Genomic DNA, 16,698 nt, shown 5'->3' on the forward strand with positions numbered 1-16,698 from the left:
CTCGTTGCGCGCAGTATAACATGGTGAGAACAATGGGCCTCAAGCAACAATTGGGTGAGATCGGCGAATACTCGCCATTTAGGCCGCTCCGACAGGGTCGCTCCAGTGATTTTGCTCCTGCCAGATCGCGCGCAATGGCTCTCCCTGCCCACAAAAGTGATCTTCCGTCAATTCGCAGGCCCAAATCCGATCGGTGCGGAAGTGGCGGAACCCATTTCTCAGCTCACACCAGGCGGCCAACATTGTGCATTCTATGTGGTAGATCAGGGCAACGGGTCGCACCGTTCGTTCGCTGCGTTCACCTTCCGAATTCACATAGGTGATGCGGATCTTTTGTTCAGCCCTGATCGCTTCTCGATAGTTTACGACTGGCACACAGCCCTTTTCAGGATCATCCATAGGAGCCCCCCATGGAGCAACCTGCAGCCAATCCGCAGGAACCCGTAACGCTTCGATCTTGCGACACACCCTGTCTGCGGCTTGCTGCAAGGTGCTGTCGCCCGTACGCGCCAACATCGAAAGACCGACCCAAAGGGCCTCAACCTCTTCGGCGTCAAAATTCAGTGGCGGCAAATCATATCCCCGCCGCATCAGATATCCGACACCCGCCTCACCTTCGATGGGCGTGCGCTGCGCCTGTAACGCCGCAATATCACGGTAGACAGTACGCACCGACACCTCGAGCTTTGCAGCCAGCGCATCGGCAGTCACAGGTGTCTCGGCAGCACGCAAAATCTGTATGATTTCGAACAGACGGGTTGAACGACGCATCAGAAGCTCCTTGCGATCTGCTGACAACTTAGCACACCCCACTGACAAGGTGGTGTCAGGAGTGTTGAGCGAAGATAGGTCAAACACCAATCAGGAGATTGCCCATGCCTTACCTCGACAATCACATCATGTTGACCCTGAAGTTGGATCGCTGGTCTCAGGATCACGTATTACGCGGCTTCGAAATCGAGCGCGAACTGGCTGCTGCCCGAGAATGCAAAGCCGCGCGACCCATCAAGCGTACCAAGCGGTTTTCTTTAGGTAATCTGAAAATGCTGTGGACTAGCACCGCCTAACTTTAAAACTCAGCTGGAGCGCGGAATTTCATTGATACACCGCCTTCTGGGTTTTTGAGTCGCAATTCTTCGGAATGCAGCATTAGCCTCGGAAAATCGCGCGCTGCGCCGTCCGCGTAAAATGGATCACCTAGGATCGGATGGCCCAGCGCCTGCATATGTACACGCAATTGATGCGATCGCCCGGTTTTGGGAAACAGACGGATACGGGTCGACTGACCTTCGTATTTTACAACACGCCATTCGGTGATCGCTGGCTTTCCCGTATCGTGACACACCATCTGGCGTGGGCGATTGGGCCAATCAACGATCAAAGGCAAATCCACAGTCCCCGTTTTCGCTTCGACCTGTCCCCAAACACGGGCGATATAGGTCTTACGGGTCTGACGGTTTTCAAACTGCAGCCCCAGATGTCGCTGCGCATGCGGTGTCTGGGCAAAAACCATGACACCCGATGTGTCCCGATCCAAACGGTGCACCAGCAGAGCCTGAGGAAACGCGGCCTTGACACGGGTCAGCAGGCAATCGGCCAGATGCTCCCCCCGTCCGGGCACAGACAGCAAACCCGATGGCTTGTTCACCACGATCAACTGTGTGTCTTCATACAGCACGTCCAGAGGTGTTTGCGGGGGATCATAGGTCTCGCTCATGCGCGCCTGCCTATCCCAGCACGTCACCTCCCGCAACGTCGTCCTTGCCTGAACGAAACGGTTCAGCAACTCTCGGGTCAACAAGAAGGAACATGGCATGCACCCGACGATCAAACGAATGCAGGACGTTGTCGCCAAAGGCGATGAAAGCCTGATCCACGAATTGCTGGCAGAGGACGTGCGGTTTTTGCCCCCAACCTATTATAGCACCTGGACAGGGCGCGAACCGGTTGCGGCGGTTCTGGGTCATGTAAGTCAGGTATTCTCGGATTTTCGGTATCGCCGGATCATGGGTGACGGCAACGATTGGGCGTTGGAGTTTCAATGCAAGGTCGGAGATCTGGACGCAGTCGGGGTTGATTTGATCACTTTGAACGCAGATGGCCTCATTCAAGATTTCGAAGTTGTCATGCGCCCTTACAAGAGTGTCGGCGCCCTGCGTGAAGCCATGATGGCGCGGGTCATGAAAGATGCGCGTTTTCTGAAATTCAAGGATGCGCTGAACTGAAGATGCCTTTCCCTGTTGCTGCGGACCAAATTCTCCGCGTCCCGTTATTTCCCGTACTGGCTGTTCAGGGCCACGCTGTGCGACGCAATGCTCGCTTGCTGCCTGAACCAGAAGGTCCTCGCGAAGGGCGTGAAGGGCGCGGTCCACGATTGCGCTTGTTGATTGCCGGGGACAGCTCGGCCGCCGGTGTAGGCGCAGGCACGCAAAAACAAGCGCTGTCGGGGCAATTGGTCAGCCTACTGGCAACACACCACACCGTAGAATGGCGGTTGGAAGCTACGACCGGATATACCACGCAAGATACAATCGACCGATTGCAGAGACTAAAAGACCAATTTGATGTGGTGGTGACGGCCCTTGGCGTGAATGACGTGACCCGTGCCGTGACCGCACAACGCTTTGAAGATCAGCAATCACGCCTTCTGGCCTTGCTGACCGGGCGAATCGGAGCCCGAAATGTAATCGTGACGGCCGTTCCCCAGATGGCGCGATTCCCAGCTTTGCCTCAGCCCTTGGCATGGGTATTGGGGCAACAGGCCGCGCGGTTGGACCGAGGATTGCAAAAGGTCGCTGCTGGTTTCCCGCAGGTTTCCCATCTGTCATTGAATCTGCCCGACGATCCGTCCCTCGCCGCCCCGGATGGGTACCATCCAAGCCCTAAAACCTATGCGATCTGGGCTGCCGAAATCACTCGACTTATTCGTCAGGCCTGAGACCGTATCTGCCGGATCATCGGAATCGAATACACGACCAACCCGGACCAAATCAAAGGGAAGGCAATCATTCTTGCCTGGTCAATATGTTCTCCGAACAGGGTGATCGCAGTGATAAAGATCATAGTGGGCGCGATGTACTGTAATATGCCCATGGTCGACAGGCGTACCAGTTTTGCCCCGTTTGCATAGATCAACAAGGGTACGGCTGTTACGATACCCGCACCTGCCAGCAACAAAGTGTCTGACGCAGCCGCCCCAAAATGCCCCGTTCCACTTGCGCCCAACCATGTAACATAGGCCAAAGCCGGGATAAGCAGGATCAGGACTTCAAGCAAAAATCCCTGATTGGGTCCAATCGGAAGAGAGCGTTTGAAGAATGCATAGAATCCCCAACTGACCATCAATCCCAAAGCAGCCCAAGGCAGGCTTCCGGCTTGAAACACTAGAACCAACACGCCCAATGCGGCCAGCCCGACTGCGACCAATTGTGTACGGGTTAAGGGTTCGCGTAGCAGGATCGCCCCGAGCGCAATACTGAACAAAGGATTCATATAGTAGCCAAGTGCCGCATCCAGCGCGTGGCCAGATGAAATCGCCCAAACATAAATCGCCCAGTTCACCGAAATCAAAGCCGCAGTCAGCGCTGCCATGCCCAACATCTTCGGATTGCGAAGTGCAGCTTTAAGATCACCGGTACGCCCAAGCGCAACCAACAGCAACCCAGCCACCGGAACCGACCAGATGACGCGATGTGCAACGACCTCTATCGGGCCGATATGTTCCATCGCCTTCATGTACAGCGGCAGGAAGCCCCAAAGGACATAGGCCAATACGGCCAGCAAAAGCCCTTTGGGTGTATCCGTGTTGTTTGGCGTTACAGGGGTCTCTGCCACGATGGGTCTCCGACTGATACTGTATTTCTCTACGGCAAATCAGACGGGCTTGGGAACCATCAAAACTGTGAAGCCGGTCATCAGGAATCCTGATATGTTTCATCTGAAACAGGCAGGCCAAACAAACAATTCGGGGCGCCACAGCGCCCCGACAGTTTGGCTATACTTTTACGCGTTCGGACTTTGGGTCGTACATCGGTTTGAGTGATGCCTCAGCTTTCACTTTCACGCCGCAAACGTCTATTTCATAGCTCGAAGCCAGAACATCTGCCGCTTTCTCGCCTTGGCAGGGTACATAGCCCAGACCAATCGCGCCGCCGAGTGTATGCCCATAGTTGCCAGAACTGAGATACCCCACATATTCTCCATCGCGTATGATCGGCTCATTGTGGAACAACAGCGGCTCGGGGTCGGTCAGCTTGAACTGGACCAAACGGTTTTGAGGCCCGCTTTCTTTGCGGGCTATAACCGCCTCACGCCCAATGAAATCACCGCCCTTATCCACTTTGACGGCAAAGCCCAATCCTGCATCGACCACGTGATCTTCACAGGTGATGTCATGGCCAAAATGGCGGAAGCCCTTCTCGATACGGCAGCTGTCCATCATGTGCATACCACAAAGCTTCAGGTTCATATCCTGACCGGCCTCATGCAGCGTTTCGAACACGTGACCCGCCATGTCGGATGAAACATAGATCTCCCACCCAAGCTCGCCCACATATGTCACGCGGTGGGCACGGGCGAGGCCCATACCGATCTCAATCTCTTGCGCGGTGCCAAAGGGGTTGGTCGCGTTCGAGAAATCCGCTGGTGAAACCTTTTCCAGAAGTGCGCGGGCATTTGGCCCCATGACAGCCAGAACGCCTTCGCCTGAGGTGACATCCGTGACGACGACGTTGAAATTGACCGCATAACGCATCATCCAGGTCTGATCCGCCAGACGGGTCGCCGCTGGGGTGACGACCAGATAAGCCGTCTCGGTCAGGCGCGTGACGGTCACGTCGGCTTCGATACCACCAGCGCGGTTTAGGAACTGGGTATAGACGATCTTACCATTGGGCACCGAATAATCGCCGCCACCAATATAGTTCATGAATTTCTCGGCATCCAGTCCTTCGACACGGATTTTGCCGAAGGACGACATGTCGTACATGCCTACATTTTCGCGCACTGCGCGGTGTTCTGCGGCCGCGTTTTCAAACCAGTTCTGACGCTTCCAACTATATTGGTATTCACGTTCCTGTCCGTCATTGGCAAACCAGTTGGCGCGCTCCCACCCGGCAATTTCGCCCATGACCGCACCCTGTTCCAGCAGATGATGGTGAAATGGTGTCCGACGGACGCCCCGTGCGGTAGCCTTTTGGCGGTAGGGGTAGTGGTCAGCGTAAAGCAGGCCAAGCGTTTCTTTCGAACGCTCAAAGAGGTATTTTTTATTACCCTGAAAGGGCTGCATGCGGCTGATGTCCACATCGCCCAGATCAAATGGCTTTTCACCCGAATCCATCCATTCGGCCAGTGCCATGCCAGCCCCGCCCGCCGACTGAATACCGATTGAGTTGAACCCGGCCGCGACCCAGACATTGTCCATCTCGGGTGCGAGGCCCAGATGATAGGCGTCGTCCGGTGTAAAGGATTCAGGACCATTGAAGAACGTGTGAATCCCGGCCTCGGCCAGCATTGGCATCCGATTGCAGGCTGCTTCGAGTATCGGTTCAAAATGGTCGAAATCTTCAGGCAATTGGTCAAATTCGAAACTGTCAGGGATGCCGTTCATTGCCCAGGGCTTGGCATTCGGCTCAAACGCACCCAGCAGGATTTTCCCTGCATCCTCTTTGTAGTAGGCGCATTCGTCCGGCACGCGCAGCACGGGCAATTGGGTCAGACCGTCGATCCCCTCGGTGACGATATAGAAATGCTCGCAAGCGTGAAGCGGTACGTTCACACCTGCCATCTTGCCAACCTCGTGGCCCCACATCCCTGCGCAGTTCACCACCATGTCGCACTCGATATGGCCCGAAGCGCTGCCATCATCTGCGACCCAATCAACGCCTGTCACCTGACGGCCTTGCTTGACGATGTCGGTGACTTTCACGCGTTCCTTGACGATACCACCGCGCTGACGCGCGCCTTTGGCCAAAGCCAGAGCGATATTTGCCGGATCACCTTGCCCGTCCAATGGCAGGTAAACTGCCCCTTTAACCCCTTCCAGGTTAAGATGGGGATACAGCTCTTGCACACGGTCATTGCCGATCTCTTCGACCTCAACCCCGAAAGCGCGGGCCATAGCGGCCTGACGATAGATCTCTTCCTTACGCTCGTCGGTCAAAGCGACCGTGATCGATCCGCAGCGCTTGAACCCAGTGGCAACACCGGTCTCTTCTTCAAGCGAGCCGTATAGTTCCTGGCTGTACTTGGCCAGTTTGGTCATGTTCGCCGTCGCGCGCAGCTGCGCGATCAGTCCCGCCGCGTGCCATGTCGTACCGCTGGTCAGTTGCTTGCGTTCCAACAGAACGACATCGCCCCAACCTTTCTTGGTCAGATGATACGCAACCGAACATCCAATGACGCCGCCGCCGATGATGACCACTCGGGCCTTGGTGGGAAGATCAACCATCCTGACGTCTCCGCTGATTCAGGTTTTCTGCAAAATGCCACGAAGGATCGACAATAAAAGCATCAAAAGCGTCAGCTTAAATACAAAAATCACCGATATTCCGGGCGTCTTTTCTGGCGTCTCAGAACAAACGGTGTGATGCCAAAAAAACTTTTGTAGACGGATGAAAATCCGTTTGGAAAACCGCAAACCAGCCCGATTTCCCGCACGCTCATCGTCGTATTCAGAAGCAGGTTGTTAGCTTTGGCCAGTCGCATTTCCCGGTAGAAACCGTTCGGCGTGGTTCCGAAAATTGCTTTGAATTTTCGCTCAAGAGAGCGGTTCGATACGTGCAATATGTCAACGATCTGTTTGATCGGCAGAGGTTCCTCGATGTTTGCCTGCATCAGCTTGATGCACTGGTCCAATTTCTCGTCACCAGTGGCCGTTATCCGGGCGCCGGAAAAAGGTTGCATGGATGAAAAGTCACGGATGTTTTCATGCAGCATAATGTCGGCAACCGTCATCTTGGCCGCACCCGAGATATGCCGCCCAATCACGGCCAGCGCGATATCTGTGGTTGCCTCCATGCCGGCACAGGTGACAACCGAACCTTGCTCGGTGGCGATAGATAGCTTGGCCTCAAACCGAGCACCACGTTCGCGCAGGAAAGAGGCATTTTCCCAATGGGTTGCCATATGATCGGCGCTATTTTCGTCGATATACCGGCTTGCAGCTTCAGCCAACAAAAATACCTGGGCGCCCCGAAACGTATAGTCGCGCACGACACGGCCAAGAGAAAGTTCGGGCTGATCCGGGTCTGAGTTTCCGATTACAAACAGATAATTCGCATTCGGTTGCGCCGGGACAGTGTCGGTCGATACTGTTGCTCCGCTGCTGCTTTCCACCGGCCCTCCTTGTCGCGACTGATAAGTGAACGTGAACGGCGGGTGGGCACACACACGGTTCGCCAAGCGCAAAACCTCAACCAGCGAGGCCAGTTCGAGCAATACGAAACCCGACGCAACCAGAATGTCAAAATGGTACTGGACGCGATCCTGCTGTTGGTCAGATTTGGTCCGGACAGGCATCTAGGTCCCTCAGACGATTTTGTGTCCGGCCGCACGTAAATTCTCGGCGAGGGTTTTGATGTGTTCCGGCCCGACTTCGCAGCAACCACCAACGATCGTAGCGCCCTGCGCCACCCAACCCATCGCGTGCCGTGCATAGGCATCAGGGCCCAGGTCATGGCGGCTCTCCAAGGCATCAACCGTCGGGGCATCTTCCAGAAAGCCATCTGTGATGCCTGTAAATCCGTTGGCATAGGCCCCGTACGGGCGATCGAACATTGCGATGACATCCAAAGCCGCCGGAATCGCTTCGGGGCGTGAACAGTTGATCAGCAACGCCTCGGGTGCATAGCGCGTAACAAGAGGGGCAATGTCCCCCAGTGGTTCACCTGAACGCAGGCGGGTTCCGTCCTCGTCCATAACCGACAGGGCAAGCCAGACGGGTTTCCCACAGTTCTCGATTCCACGCAGCGCACCTTCGGCTTCCTGCACCGAGCATACTGTTTCGATCAGAAAAAAATCGACCCGGTCCGACATCATTGCAGCCAGCTCGGCGAATTTCGCGGCGGCATCTGCGGGGTCGGGGTTCAGATCGGGCCGATAGCTGGCCAATAACGGGCCAAGCGCGCCTGCGATCCGCCCGCTGGTGCCACAGCGCGCCAGTTCGGCCTGTGACAAGGCAGCGTCAATGAGATTGGGCATCTGATCTTCGATCCCCTCACGAACCAAACGTGAGCGGTGTATTGCGTAGGTGTTTGTCGTAGCGATCGTTGCACCGCTGCGGAAATAGGCGGCGTGAACCTCCGCCACAAGTTCGGGTTTGTCGATCATCACGCGTGTTGACCAAAGTGGCGTCGGCTTGTCACCGCTCAACTTCACCAACTCCTGCCCGATCGAACCATCCAAAAGCGTAATATCAGCCATTTATTCCCTCTTTCACGGCACCAGAACCAGCTTTCCGGGCAAAGTCTTGGACAGGAAATCCTCTTGCGCCTGAACAATGTCGCGCAACGAATAGGTCTTTGAGACCAAGGGCTTGATCTGACCTGCATTCATCAATGCAACAAGGCGGTCAAAAACGTCCGGTGGCTGATAGGTGCACCCATGGATCGTGATGTCGCGCAGATAGATATCCCGCAAATCCGCGCTGACAATGGGACCTGCGATCGCGCCAGCTACGGCATAGTGGCCGCCGGGTTTCAACGCAAGTATCAGATCTGGCCAAGCCGGACCTCCGACCACATCTATAACGACATCGAACATGTCTTCCGGCAAAGCCGCGTCGCGCTCAAAAGTCCCGATTGCGCCCTGTGACTTGACCACCTCAGACTTGGCGGCGTTGCTAACGCCCCAGACCGTCGCCCCGCGCAGCGCTGCAAGCTGGACGGCGGCAAGGCCCACACCGCCCGACGCCCCTGTGATCAGCACTTTTTGACCTGCGATGACACCGGCACGAGTCAGCAGGCCTTCGGCCGTACCAAAAGCGCAGGGAACCGCGGCAATTTCAACGTCAGACAAAGGCGAGTCAGTCACGTCGTACAGGTCATCACTTTCCATCAGACAATATTGGGCAAAGGCCCCGTCAATTTCTGAACCGAGCACGATAAAACCCTGTGGTCGGCCAGGAACCGGGCGCGGCAAATTGATCGGGCAAGTGACCCGCTGACCAGGCTTGAACGCCGCACCCGAACCAACCGCTTCGACAATTCCACAAAGATCGCCACCCTGGATCCGGGGAAAGTGCAGCGCACCTCCCCAACCACCTGCTTCGACCTGCTGATCTACCGCATCCGTTGCACCCGTGACGTCCGAGGAATACCAGCCGATCCGCGTATTAATGTCAGTGTTGTTCACCCCGGCAGCGGCAACGCGGACCAGGACCTGCCCCGGATCAGGGTTTGGAACCGGGATGTCGTCCCGCCATTCCAACACCTCGGGTCCACCGTGGCCATTCAGATATACGCCATGCATCTGCCGGGTCATTTGTGTTCCTTTCTATATATGTCGTCAGGCCCTCAACCGTTCATTCGAAGGATCCCAAAGCGGTTGGTCTTCCTGCACAACAGCACGGCATTTTTGACCGTAGATTTCAACCTCCAGCTCAGTTCCTGGCACGGCCTGATCTGCACGCACCATGCCAAGCGCGACGGAAGCACCGATGCGATACCCCCACGCACCTGAGGTCGTTTCACCCACGATCTCATCGCCGCTCCAGATGCAAGACATGTAAGGCGCATCGACCTCGCCAGCGTCCACGATCAGAGTGACAAAGGATTTCTTAACGCCTTGCTGCTTTTCGTTCTGAATGGCCGCTTTGCCAACAAAATCCTGCGGCTTGTCGAGTTTGACAAAACGACCCAAACCACCTTCAAGCAAAGAGTAATCCGTGCTCAGATCGCCCTTCCAAGCGCGATAACCTTTCTCGATCCGCAAAGAGTTCAGCGCATACATGCCAAAGGGTTTGGCCCCGGCAGCCAGCACGGCTTCGTAGATGGCTGGCATCGCATCGTTTTCAGCGTGGATTTCCCAGCCCAACTCGCCCGCGAAAGATACTCGGATCAGAAAGGCCTCCTGCCCGGCAACTTTGGCAAACTGATGGGTCAGCCAACCTTGCTGCAGATCCGCATCCGTGATGCCGGACAACACATTCCGCGACATCGGCCCCGTCACGATCAGCGTATCGCGCTCGGTAGTGGTTTCGCGAACAGTCACACCTTCGGGCACCGAATTCCGGATCAAATCCCCATCATGCCACTGCGCCGTCGCGGCGGTGATCAAGACGAAGTTGTTCTCAGCCAGACGGATACAGGACAATTCGGTCAGAATGCGCCCTCTTTCATCCGAGACATAGATCAGGTTCATGCGCCCGGCTTTGGGTATACCTCCGGTGCAGAAGCCTCGCAGCCAGTCATCCGCACCATCCCCTTGTATCCAGAACCGTGAGAACCCGGGCAGATCCAGCACGCCGCAGTGATCGCGCACGGCTTCGCATTCTTCTTTGACCCGCTGTTCCCATGGGCCTGAACGTCCCCAAGTATGTGTAGCCTCCAGAGAGGTGTCGTCGCCGGGTTGCGCGAACCAGTTGGCGCGTTCCCAGCCGTTATAGGCCCCCATGACGCCGCCCAGTTCCTTGACCTTGGCGTGCACGGGTGAAACCTTCTTGTCGCGCGCAGCGGGCCATTCGTGATGAGGGAAGTGCATGGCGTATTCGTTGCCATAGACTTCCATGCCTTTCTGGTTGCAGTAATCCTGATCGGTGTAGTCGGTGTAACGACGTGGATCGACGGCCCACATGTCCCATTCGGTGTGACCATCGACGATCCATTCGGCCAGCACCTTGCCAGCGCCGCCACCTTGGGCGATGCCAAAGGTGAATGTATGAGCCTCGAACGCGTTTGACACACCCGGCATCGGGCCAATCAGAGGCAAGCCGTCCGGCGCGTAGGGGATCGGGCCATTGATGACACGACCAACGCCCGAGGTTGCCATCAGCGGCACCCGCTCCATCGCATCTGTGACGATATCTTCGATGCGGTCCAGATCGTCGTTCCACAGTTGGAAGCTGAAATCCTCGGGCATCGGGTCATCCTCGGTCATCCAGTGGCCCTTACAGTTGGGTTCGTAGGGACCAAGGTTGAAGCCGTTCTTCTCCTGCCGCAGATAGTATGAGATATCCACATCGCGCAGCAGCGGCAGCTTGCCGCCGCTTTCTTTTGACCACGCTTCAATCTCGGGGATTTCGTCGGTCAACAGGTACTGGTGGCTCATCACCATCGCGGGCACGGTGCGGCCGCCAAAAGGTTTGAACCATTCCCCTACGCGCTGGGCATAGTAACCAGCGGCGTTCACCACATAGTCACAGGCGATGTCACCCTTATCGGTATGCACGGTCCAAGTGCCGTCATCATGCTGGGTCACACCTGTTGCCGGGCAGAAGCGGATGATCTTCTGCCCCATATCGCGCGCGCCTTTGGCCAGAGCCTGGGTCAGCTGCGCCGGATCGATGTCGCCATCGGTCGGGTCATAGAGCACGCCTTCAAGATCATGAGTCTCAAGGAAGGGATAGCGTTCCTTGGCCTCCTCCGGCGTCCACATCTCCATCGGGATACCCTGATAGCGGCCCATGGACATGGCGCGCTCGAATTCCTGCATACGTTCCTTGCTGTGCGCCAGTCGGATCGACCCAGAAACGTGATAGTTCATCGGATAGTCGACCTCGTCCGCGAGGCGCGAATACAGCTCGGTCGAGTAGCGCTGCATGTTCATGATCGCCCACGAGGTCGAAAAGGTCGGCACGTTACCCGCTGCGTGCCATGTCGAGCCTGCCGTCAGCTCGTTCTTTTCCAACAGAACACAATCCGTCCAGCCCTTCTTGGCCAGATGATAAAGCGATGAGCAGCCGACAACGCCACCGCCGATGATGACCACACGGGCCTTGGTTGGAAAATCACTCATGTGTTTGGTTCCCTATTAGTGTGCCCGCTGGGGCAGGTCGTCTTTGATGTCATAGTAATCGCCCTTGTCCGCGACAAAGATGTGCTGGGCGAGTTTCAACCCGGTCGACTCATCCAATGAGCCCACGGAAATTGCGATCGTGTCCTCGTCATTGTGCTGCCAGAAGAGGAACGAGCCACAAGCGCGGCAGAAACCGCGCTTGGCAATGTCAGAGGCGCGATACCAGCCCAGCGTTTCGCTGGCGGTAAAGTTGAGATTGTCCTGATGCGTGACGGTCGAGGCCCACAAATGCCCCGACTGTTTGCGGCACTGCCCGCAATGGCAGGCATTTGGTGGCGTGAGGTCTCCGTCAACAACAAAAGCGACCGCGCCGCAAAGGCAGGAACCGGTATGCATGTCTTTATCCCCTCGCTGTCGGCGTAGAGCTGGCCCCCAGCAAAACGCCATAGATGATGAAACAGGTCGCCATCACGCGGCGTACCCAGATATTGAACACCGCCCCCAGTGCGGCCTTGCCCATCAGTGCCCCCAGCAAGGTGAACCCGGTATAGCTGAGTGTCGTGATGACCAGTGCCGTCGGCATGATCACAGCCATCTGCTGCCAGATGGGTACATCCGGCTGCACAAACTGCGAAAACGCCGCAAGGTATCCGGCGATGCTTTTGGGGTTGATCGTGGCGACGGCCAACGCGTGAAAGTAAACATGCCGCGCCGGACGCTCAGAAGCTGGAGCAGGCTTCGCAGCGTTCATCCAACCGCGAACGCCCATCCAGATCAGAAACCCGGCCCCGATCAACTTGGCGATAAAGAACCCCATTGGCGATGCGGCAATCAACGCAGTAATCCCCACTGCCGAGAGGATCAGGAACGCGCTTGCCTGTGTCAGAATGGCGAGCACGCCCAGCATAGCTTTGGTTAATGGCAGGCTCATACCATTTGAGATGCAGTTGACCGCATTCGGCCCCGGAGTGGTCACAAACACCACCCAGAACAGAGCGAATATGGTCCAGGCTTCAAAACTCATCAGTACACCGGAGGCGCTATGACCCAGATGGCCACCGCGGGTTCGTCAAAGGGGTTGGACCATGTGTAGGGTTCGTACTTGATCCGGAAGCTGTCACCAGGACCAACCTGAAAACTGCGCGTACCAATCGTCAGTTCCAGACGGCCTGACACCATATAGCCGACTTCCTGTGTCGGCCGGTTTGCTGGCGTCTGCATCTGCGAATGCGGCTCGAATGTTGAATGCACCATCTCGAAATCGTCGGTCAGGTCAGGCGAAAGCAATTCTTCAATCAGACCTTCTTCACCCGAGCCCATCGGACGACGTGATCCGGCCCGCACGACATATCCTTGCTCATCCGCTGGGGCTGCAGAATGAGCAAACAGCATCGACATCGGCACGCCTAAACACTCGGCAATCTGTCGTAGATCCGAGATTGAAGGCTCGGACATGTCTCTTTCGACTTGGCTGAGCCAGCCTACGGACCGATCCAATCGATTAGCGATTTCTGTCAGCGTCAACCCGCGCGCCTTACGCAGCGCGCGCAGGTCGGCACCGAGTGTTGCGCTGTGGGGGGCCTGAGAGTTCAATTTGCGCTCCGAGTTGGCGTGAAATTTTTTCTTACTTTTTCACGGTGCCTCGAATCGGTGAAATTTCCAAGCATTTTTTCACTTGGGTCCGCAAAAATAGTTGGCTATGCACGGTCCATGTGGATTGCCGTAATCTATCTTTGGGCCATTAACGCCCTAACCATATTGATCTTTGGTTGGGACAAGTTGCGTGCACGCCGCAGAAAGCGGCGCATTCCTGAGCGGCGCTTGTTGTGGTTGGCAGCTCTGGGCGGCAGTCTGGCTGCGCTTCTTGGGCGCTGGATATTTGAACACAAGACACGCAAGCGCGGATTTTCTACGTGGCTTTATGCCATTACCGCGTGTCACGCCGGGCTTTGCTATCTGATCGTCTCTCACGACCTCGGGGCGCTATTGCAATAGATGCAGATTCCTAGCGCGCAAAAACATCCGCAAGAACGGAGCCAAGCGCAACCGCGTCATCCTCGGTAAACGCATCAGGTTGATCGCTGTCGATATCAAACACTGCGATAACGTCTCCGTTAGCATCCCGCACGGGCAGCACCAACTCGGATCGTGTGGAAGATGCACAGGCAATATGGCCCGGGAAGGCGTCGACATCCGGGACCAATTGAGTCTGCCCTGTCCGGGCAGCCGCGCCACAAACGCCCCGTTCGAAAGGGATCACAAGGCAGCCGTGCCCACCTTGATAGGGTCCGATTTTCAATACCTCGGGCTCGGTCACGCGATAAAACCCTGTCCAGTCGAAACGGTCGTCAGAGTGATGCACTTCGCATGCCACCGTGGCCATCAGCGCAACCTCGTCGGTTTCACCTTCGGTCAAGGCGGCAATGGTTTTGGCGAGTGTGTCGTAATCGGCTGTCATGTTGATGGACCTTGCATCCGGGGAACTGCGGGCGCTGCCGCCAATTCCCCGGAGTATTTGCAAAAAGTCAAAGCGTCAAACGCGTTCTATTGCTATGGCCGTCCCTTCTCCGCCACCGATGCAGATTGCCGCGACACCGCGCTTGAGGTCCCGTTTTTCCAACGCGTTGAGCAGCGTAACCATGATCCGGGCCCCGGAGGCGCCAATCGGATGACCAAGCGCACATGCGCCGCCATTCACGTTCACGATCTCACGGGACAAGCCCATTTCGTGCATGAAGGCCATGGGCACTACAGCGAAGGCTTCGTTGACTTCCCACAGATCGACATCCTCTTTCTTCCAACCGATACGATCCAACAATTTCTGCGCGGCCGGGACCGGAGCAGTTGTGAACAACCCCGGCGTTTGAGCATGGCTGGCGTGACCAAGGATTCGCGCACGCACGGTCAGGTTCTGCTTTTCAGCCGCCTCAGCCGAAGCAAGCACAAGGGCGGCTGCACCATCCGAGATCGAAGAAGAATTGGCCGCCGTTACCGTTCCATCCTTGCGAAAGGCTGGTTTCAGCGTGGGTATCTTCTCGGGCCGCGCCGACTGTGGTTGCTCATCTGCATCCAGCACGACCTCTCCCTTGCGGGTTTGAATCGAGACAGAGGTAATCTCTTGATCAAAGACATTATTTTCCTGCGCTGACAGAGCGTTCGAAAGCGATCGCAGAGCATATTCGTCCTGCGCCTCGCGCGTGAACTGGTAGGATTCGGCGCAGTCTTCGGCGAAAGTGCCCATGAGGCGGCCTTTGTCATAGGCGTCCTCAAGCCCGTCCAGAAACATGTGATCAACCACCTGCCCGTGCCCGATCCGTGCCCCGCCGCGCATCTTGGGCAGAAGGTAGGGTGCATTAGTCATGCTCTCCATCCCGCCAGCGACCATTGTCTGAGTATGGCCCAAAGCGATCTGGTCAAACGCAATCATTGCGGCCTTCATGCCGGAGCCACACATTTTGTTAAGCGTTGTGGCGGGCACCTCTTCACCCAACCCTGCCGCAAATCCCGCTTGGCGCGCAGGGGCTTGGCCCTGACCCGCTGGAAGGACGCAGCCCATAAGCACTTCGTCAACGGTCTCAGCCCCTGCACCTTTCAACGCGGAACGGATTGCAGCACCACCCAAATCCGCAGCAGTGACGCCGTCAAACATTCCCTGAAATCCACCCATTGGCGTGCGTGCGGCCCCCGCGATCACAACTTCGTTCATCCGGAATCTCCTTCGTGCTTTCCCGAGCATGGATACCGAATGGTAAGAATTACCGTCTAGCGTATTTCTACGATCAAATTGCAATACGAAGGGCGGTTAACCATGGGGCTCAGCAGCGACACGACCGGCGAGACACAAGTAATATCCGTTCACTGCGACCGCATAGATGCCGCAATGGCGATTCAATTCAAAGAAGACATGCGGGCAGAAACACAAACCGGTGCGAAACGAATTGTCCTGGATTTGTCATCGGTAGAATTCATAGACTCCAGTGGCCTGGGGGCCATTGTCGCCTCAATGAAACAACTGGGCGACGGGCGACGCCTGGACTTGGCAGAACCGCGCCCGATTGTTCAAAAAGTGTTTCGTCTTACGCGTATGGACACCGTTTTCAGGTTGTTCGCTTCGCTGGATGAAGCGATATGCGCAGAGGCGGATTGACGACCGGCAGGAGTAAATCGCCGTGGGCGCCAATTGCAAACAAGATTGTCTCAATTTGAGCTTTCCTGCGACTCAGGGTCAGGCCTCCGAAGGGATAGCTATTTTAAGTGCTCGACTGGCAAAACACGGCTTGCCAGAAAGTAAAGCTGACGATGTTAGAATTGCGCTCACCGAAGCCATAAACAATGTGGTTGAACACGCCTATGCCGAGATCTCCCCGACTGACATTAGAATTGATTGCTCTTTGTGCGCAAAAGAACTGATAGTCCAAATTTTTGACTCCGGCGATCCAATGCCCGGTTTGCGTGTGCCAAGCAGCCAACCGGCACCCGTCGACACAGATTTGGAGAACCTTCCTGAAGGCGGCTTTGGCTGGTACCTGATTCACCGACTTAGCAGCGACATTCAGTATGAGCGCAAAGACGGAGTTAATCTGCTCTACCTTCGCTTCAACTTTGACACGCCACGCTGATCGGCACCAAATGGCCACAATAACGCCCAGATCGAACCATTGTCGCGCCGCAAACAAAGATCATAAACAAGGGGTAGCTCAGATAGCTTCCCTCGGCGCCTAGCGTCACAGCCCCCACCCAGTGAAC

Annotated in this window: 19 protein-coding genes; 6 read left to right on the forward strand and 13 right to left on the reverse strand. The window is 56.2% G+C overall.

Annotated elements, in window-relative coordinates:
- Nucleotides 1-78: 78 nt before the first annotated feature.
- Complete coding sequence (locus ACR0MQ_RS11710) at nt 79-771, reverse strand: helix-turn-helix transcriptional regulator (protein ID WP_170476214.1); 693 nt, start codon at nt 769-771, stop codon at nt 79-81.
- Nucleotides 772-875: 104 nt separating this feature from the next.
- On the opposite strand from ACR0MQ_RS11710, the gene ACR0MQ_RS11715 reads away from it, so the two are divergent.
- The gene (locus ACR0MQ_RS11715; protein ID WP_480608331.1) at nt 876-1,067 is read left to right on the forward strand and encodes a hypothetical protein; all 192 of its coding nucleotides are present in this window, start codon (nt 876-878) and stop codon (nt 1,065-1,067) included.
- A gap of 2 nt (nt 1,068-1,069) precedes the next feature.
- Here ACR0MQ_RS11715 and ACR0MQ_RS11720 read toward each other — a convergent pair whose 3' ends face one another.
- Nucleotides 1,070-1,717: an RluA family pseudouridine synthase gene (locus tag ACR0MQ_RS11720; RefSeq protein WP_170771503.1), complete on the reverse strand. Its 648-nt coding sequence runs from the start codon at nt 1,715-1,717 to the stop codon at nt 1,070-1,072.
- Between the two features lie 97 nt (nt 1,718-1,814).
- Here ACR0MQ_RS11720 and ACR0MQ_RS11725 point away from each other — a divergent pair, with 97 nt between their 5' ends.
- Both ACR0MQ_RS11725 and ACR0MQ_RS11730 read left to right on the forward strand, forming a co-directional pair.
- Nucleotides 1,815-2,225 (forward strand): nuclear transport factor 2 family protein, encoded by a 411-nt coding sequence (locus ACR0MQ_RS11725; RefSeq protein ID WP_170771504.1) that lies wholly within the window; start codon nt 1,815-1,817, stop codon nt 2,223-2,225.
- Nucleotides 2,226-2,302: 77 nt separating this feature from the next.
- The gene (locus ACR0MQ_RS11730) at nt 2,303-2,938 is read left to right on the forward strand and encodes an SGNH/GDSL hydrolase family protein (protein ID WP_480608335.1); all 636 of its coding nucleotides are present in this window, start codon (nt 2,303-2,305) and stop codon (nt 2,936-2,938) included.
- Here the strand turns inward: ACR0MQ_RS11730 and rarD are convergent.
- From rarD to ACR0MQ_RS11775, 9 genes are all read right to left on the reverse strand, one after another.
- Nucleotides 2,929-3,834 (reverse strand): EamA family transporter RarD, encoded by a 906-nt coding sequence (gene rarD, locus ACR0MQ_RS11735; RefSeq protein WP_170771508.1) that lies wholly within the window; start codon nt 3,832-3,834, stop codon nt 2,929-2,931. The genes ACR0MQ_RS11730 and rarD overlap by 10 nt on opposite strands.
- Nucleotides 3,835-3,994: 160 nt before the next feature.
- Complete coding sequence (locus tag ACR0MQ_RS11740) at nt 3,995-6,448, reverse strand: GcvT family protein (protein WP_170771510.1); 2,454 nt, start codon at nt 6,446-6,448, stop codon at nt 3,995-3,997.
- A gap of 89 nt (nt 6,449-6,537) precedes the next feature.
- The gene (locus ACR0MQ_RS11745) at nt 6,538-7,518 is read right to left on the reverse strand and encodes a helix-turn-helix domain-containing protein (RefSeq protein ID WP_170771512.1); all 981 of its coding nucleotides are present in this window, start codon (nt 7,516-7,518) and stop codon (nt 6,538-6,540) included.
- Nucleotides 7,519-7,527: 9 nt separating this feature from the next.
- Nucleotides 7,528-8,421, reverse strand: coding sequence for a homocysteine S-methyltransferase family protein (locus tag ACR0MQ_RS11750; protein WP_480608341.1), 894 nt, complete (start codon nt 8,419-8,421; stop codon nt 7,528-7,530).
- A 12-nt stretch (nt 8,422-8,433) separates the two neighbouring features.
- Nucleotides 8,434-9,480: an alcohol dehydrogenase family protein gene (locus ACR0MQ_RS11755; RefSeq protein ID WP_480608344.1), complete on the reverse strand. Its 1,047-nt coding sequence runs from the start codon at nt 9,478-9,480 to the stop codon at nt 8,434-8,436.
- A gap of 24 nt (nt 9,481-9,504) precedes the next feature.
- A complete protein-coding gene (locus ACR0MQ_RS11760; RefSeq protein ID WP_480608346.1) occupies nt 9,505-11,952 on the reverse strand; it encodes a GcvT family protein in 2,448 nt (815 codons plus the stop codon).
- 15 nt (nt 11,953-11,967) lie between these two features.
- Complete coding sequence (locus tag ACR0MQ_RS11765; protein WP_480608349.1) at nt 11,968-12,348, reverse strand: GFA family protein; 381 nt, start codon at nt 12,346-12,348, stop codon at nt 11,968-11,970.
- Between the two features lie 4 nt (nt 12,349-12,352).
- The gene (locus ACR0MQ_RS11770) at nt 12,353-12,976 is read right to left on the reverse strand and encodes a LysE family translocator (protein ID WP_170545202.1); all 624 of its coding nucleotides are present in this window, start codon (nt 12,974-12,976) and stop codon (nt 12,353-12,355) included.
- The gene (locus ACR0MQ_RS11775; RefSeq protein ID WP_170771523.1) at nt 12,976-13,545 is read right to left on the reverse strand and encodes an XRE family transcriptional regulator; all 570 of its coding nucleotides are present in this window, start codon (nt 13,543-13,545) and stop codon (nt 12,976-12,978) included. The genes ACR0MQ_RS11770 and ACR0MQ_RS11775 overlap by 1 nt, the downstream gene beginning before the upstream one ends.
- A 117-nt stretch (nt 13,546-13,662) precedes the next feature.
- Between ACR0MQ_RS11775 and ACR0MQ_RS11780 the strand changes: the two genes are divergently transcribed.
- Complete coding sequence (locus ACR0MQ_RS11780; RefSeq protein WP_480608353.1) at nt 13,663-13,947, forward strand: DUF1294 domain-containing protein; 285 nt, start codon at nt 13,663-13,665, stop codon at nt 13,945-13,947.
- 10 nt (nt 13,948-13,957) lie between these two features.
- Here ACR0MQ_RS11780 and ACR0MQ_RS11785 read toward each other — a convergent pair whose 3' ends face one another.
- Entirely contained in the window at nt 13,958-14,410 is a 453-nt protein-coding gene (locus ACR0MQ_RS11785; RefSeq protein WP_170771527.1) for a GAF domain-containing protein, read from the reverse strand.
- Between the two features lie 75 nt (nt 14,411-14,485).
- Nucleotides 14,486-15,658: a thiolase family protein gene (locus ACR0MQ_RS11790; protein ID WP_480608356.1), complete on the reverse strand. Its 1,173-nt coding sequence runs from the start codon at nt 15,656-15,658 to the stop codon at nt 14,486-14,488.
- A 102-nt stretch (nt 15,659-15,760) separates the two neighbouring features.
- Between ACR0MQ_RS11790 and ACR0MQ_RS11795 the strand changes: the two genes are divergently transcribed.
- Together ACR0MQ_RS11795 and ACR0MQ_RS11800 are read left to right on the forward strand one after the other, a co-directional pair.
- The gene (locus tag ACR0MQ_RS11795; protein ID WP_170771531.1) at nt 15,761-16,099 is read left to right on the forward strand and encodes an STAS domain-containing protein; all 339 of its coding nucleotides are present in this window, start codon (nt 15,761-15,763) and stop codon (nt 16,097-16,099) included.
- A gap of 22 nt (nt 16,100-16,121) precedes the next feature.
- A complete protein-coding gene (locus ACR0MQ_RS11800; protein WP_480608361.1) occupies nt 16,122-16,571 on the forward strand; it encodes an ATP-binding protein in 450 nt (149 codons plus the stop codon).
- Nucleotides 16,572-16,698 lie beyond the last annotated feature (127 nt).

It is taken from the genome of Ruegeria sp. AN6 (genome assembly GCF_056540425.1).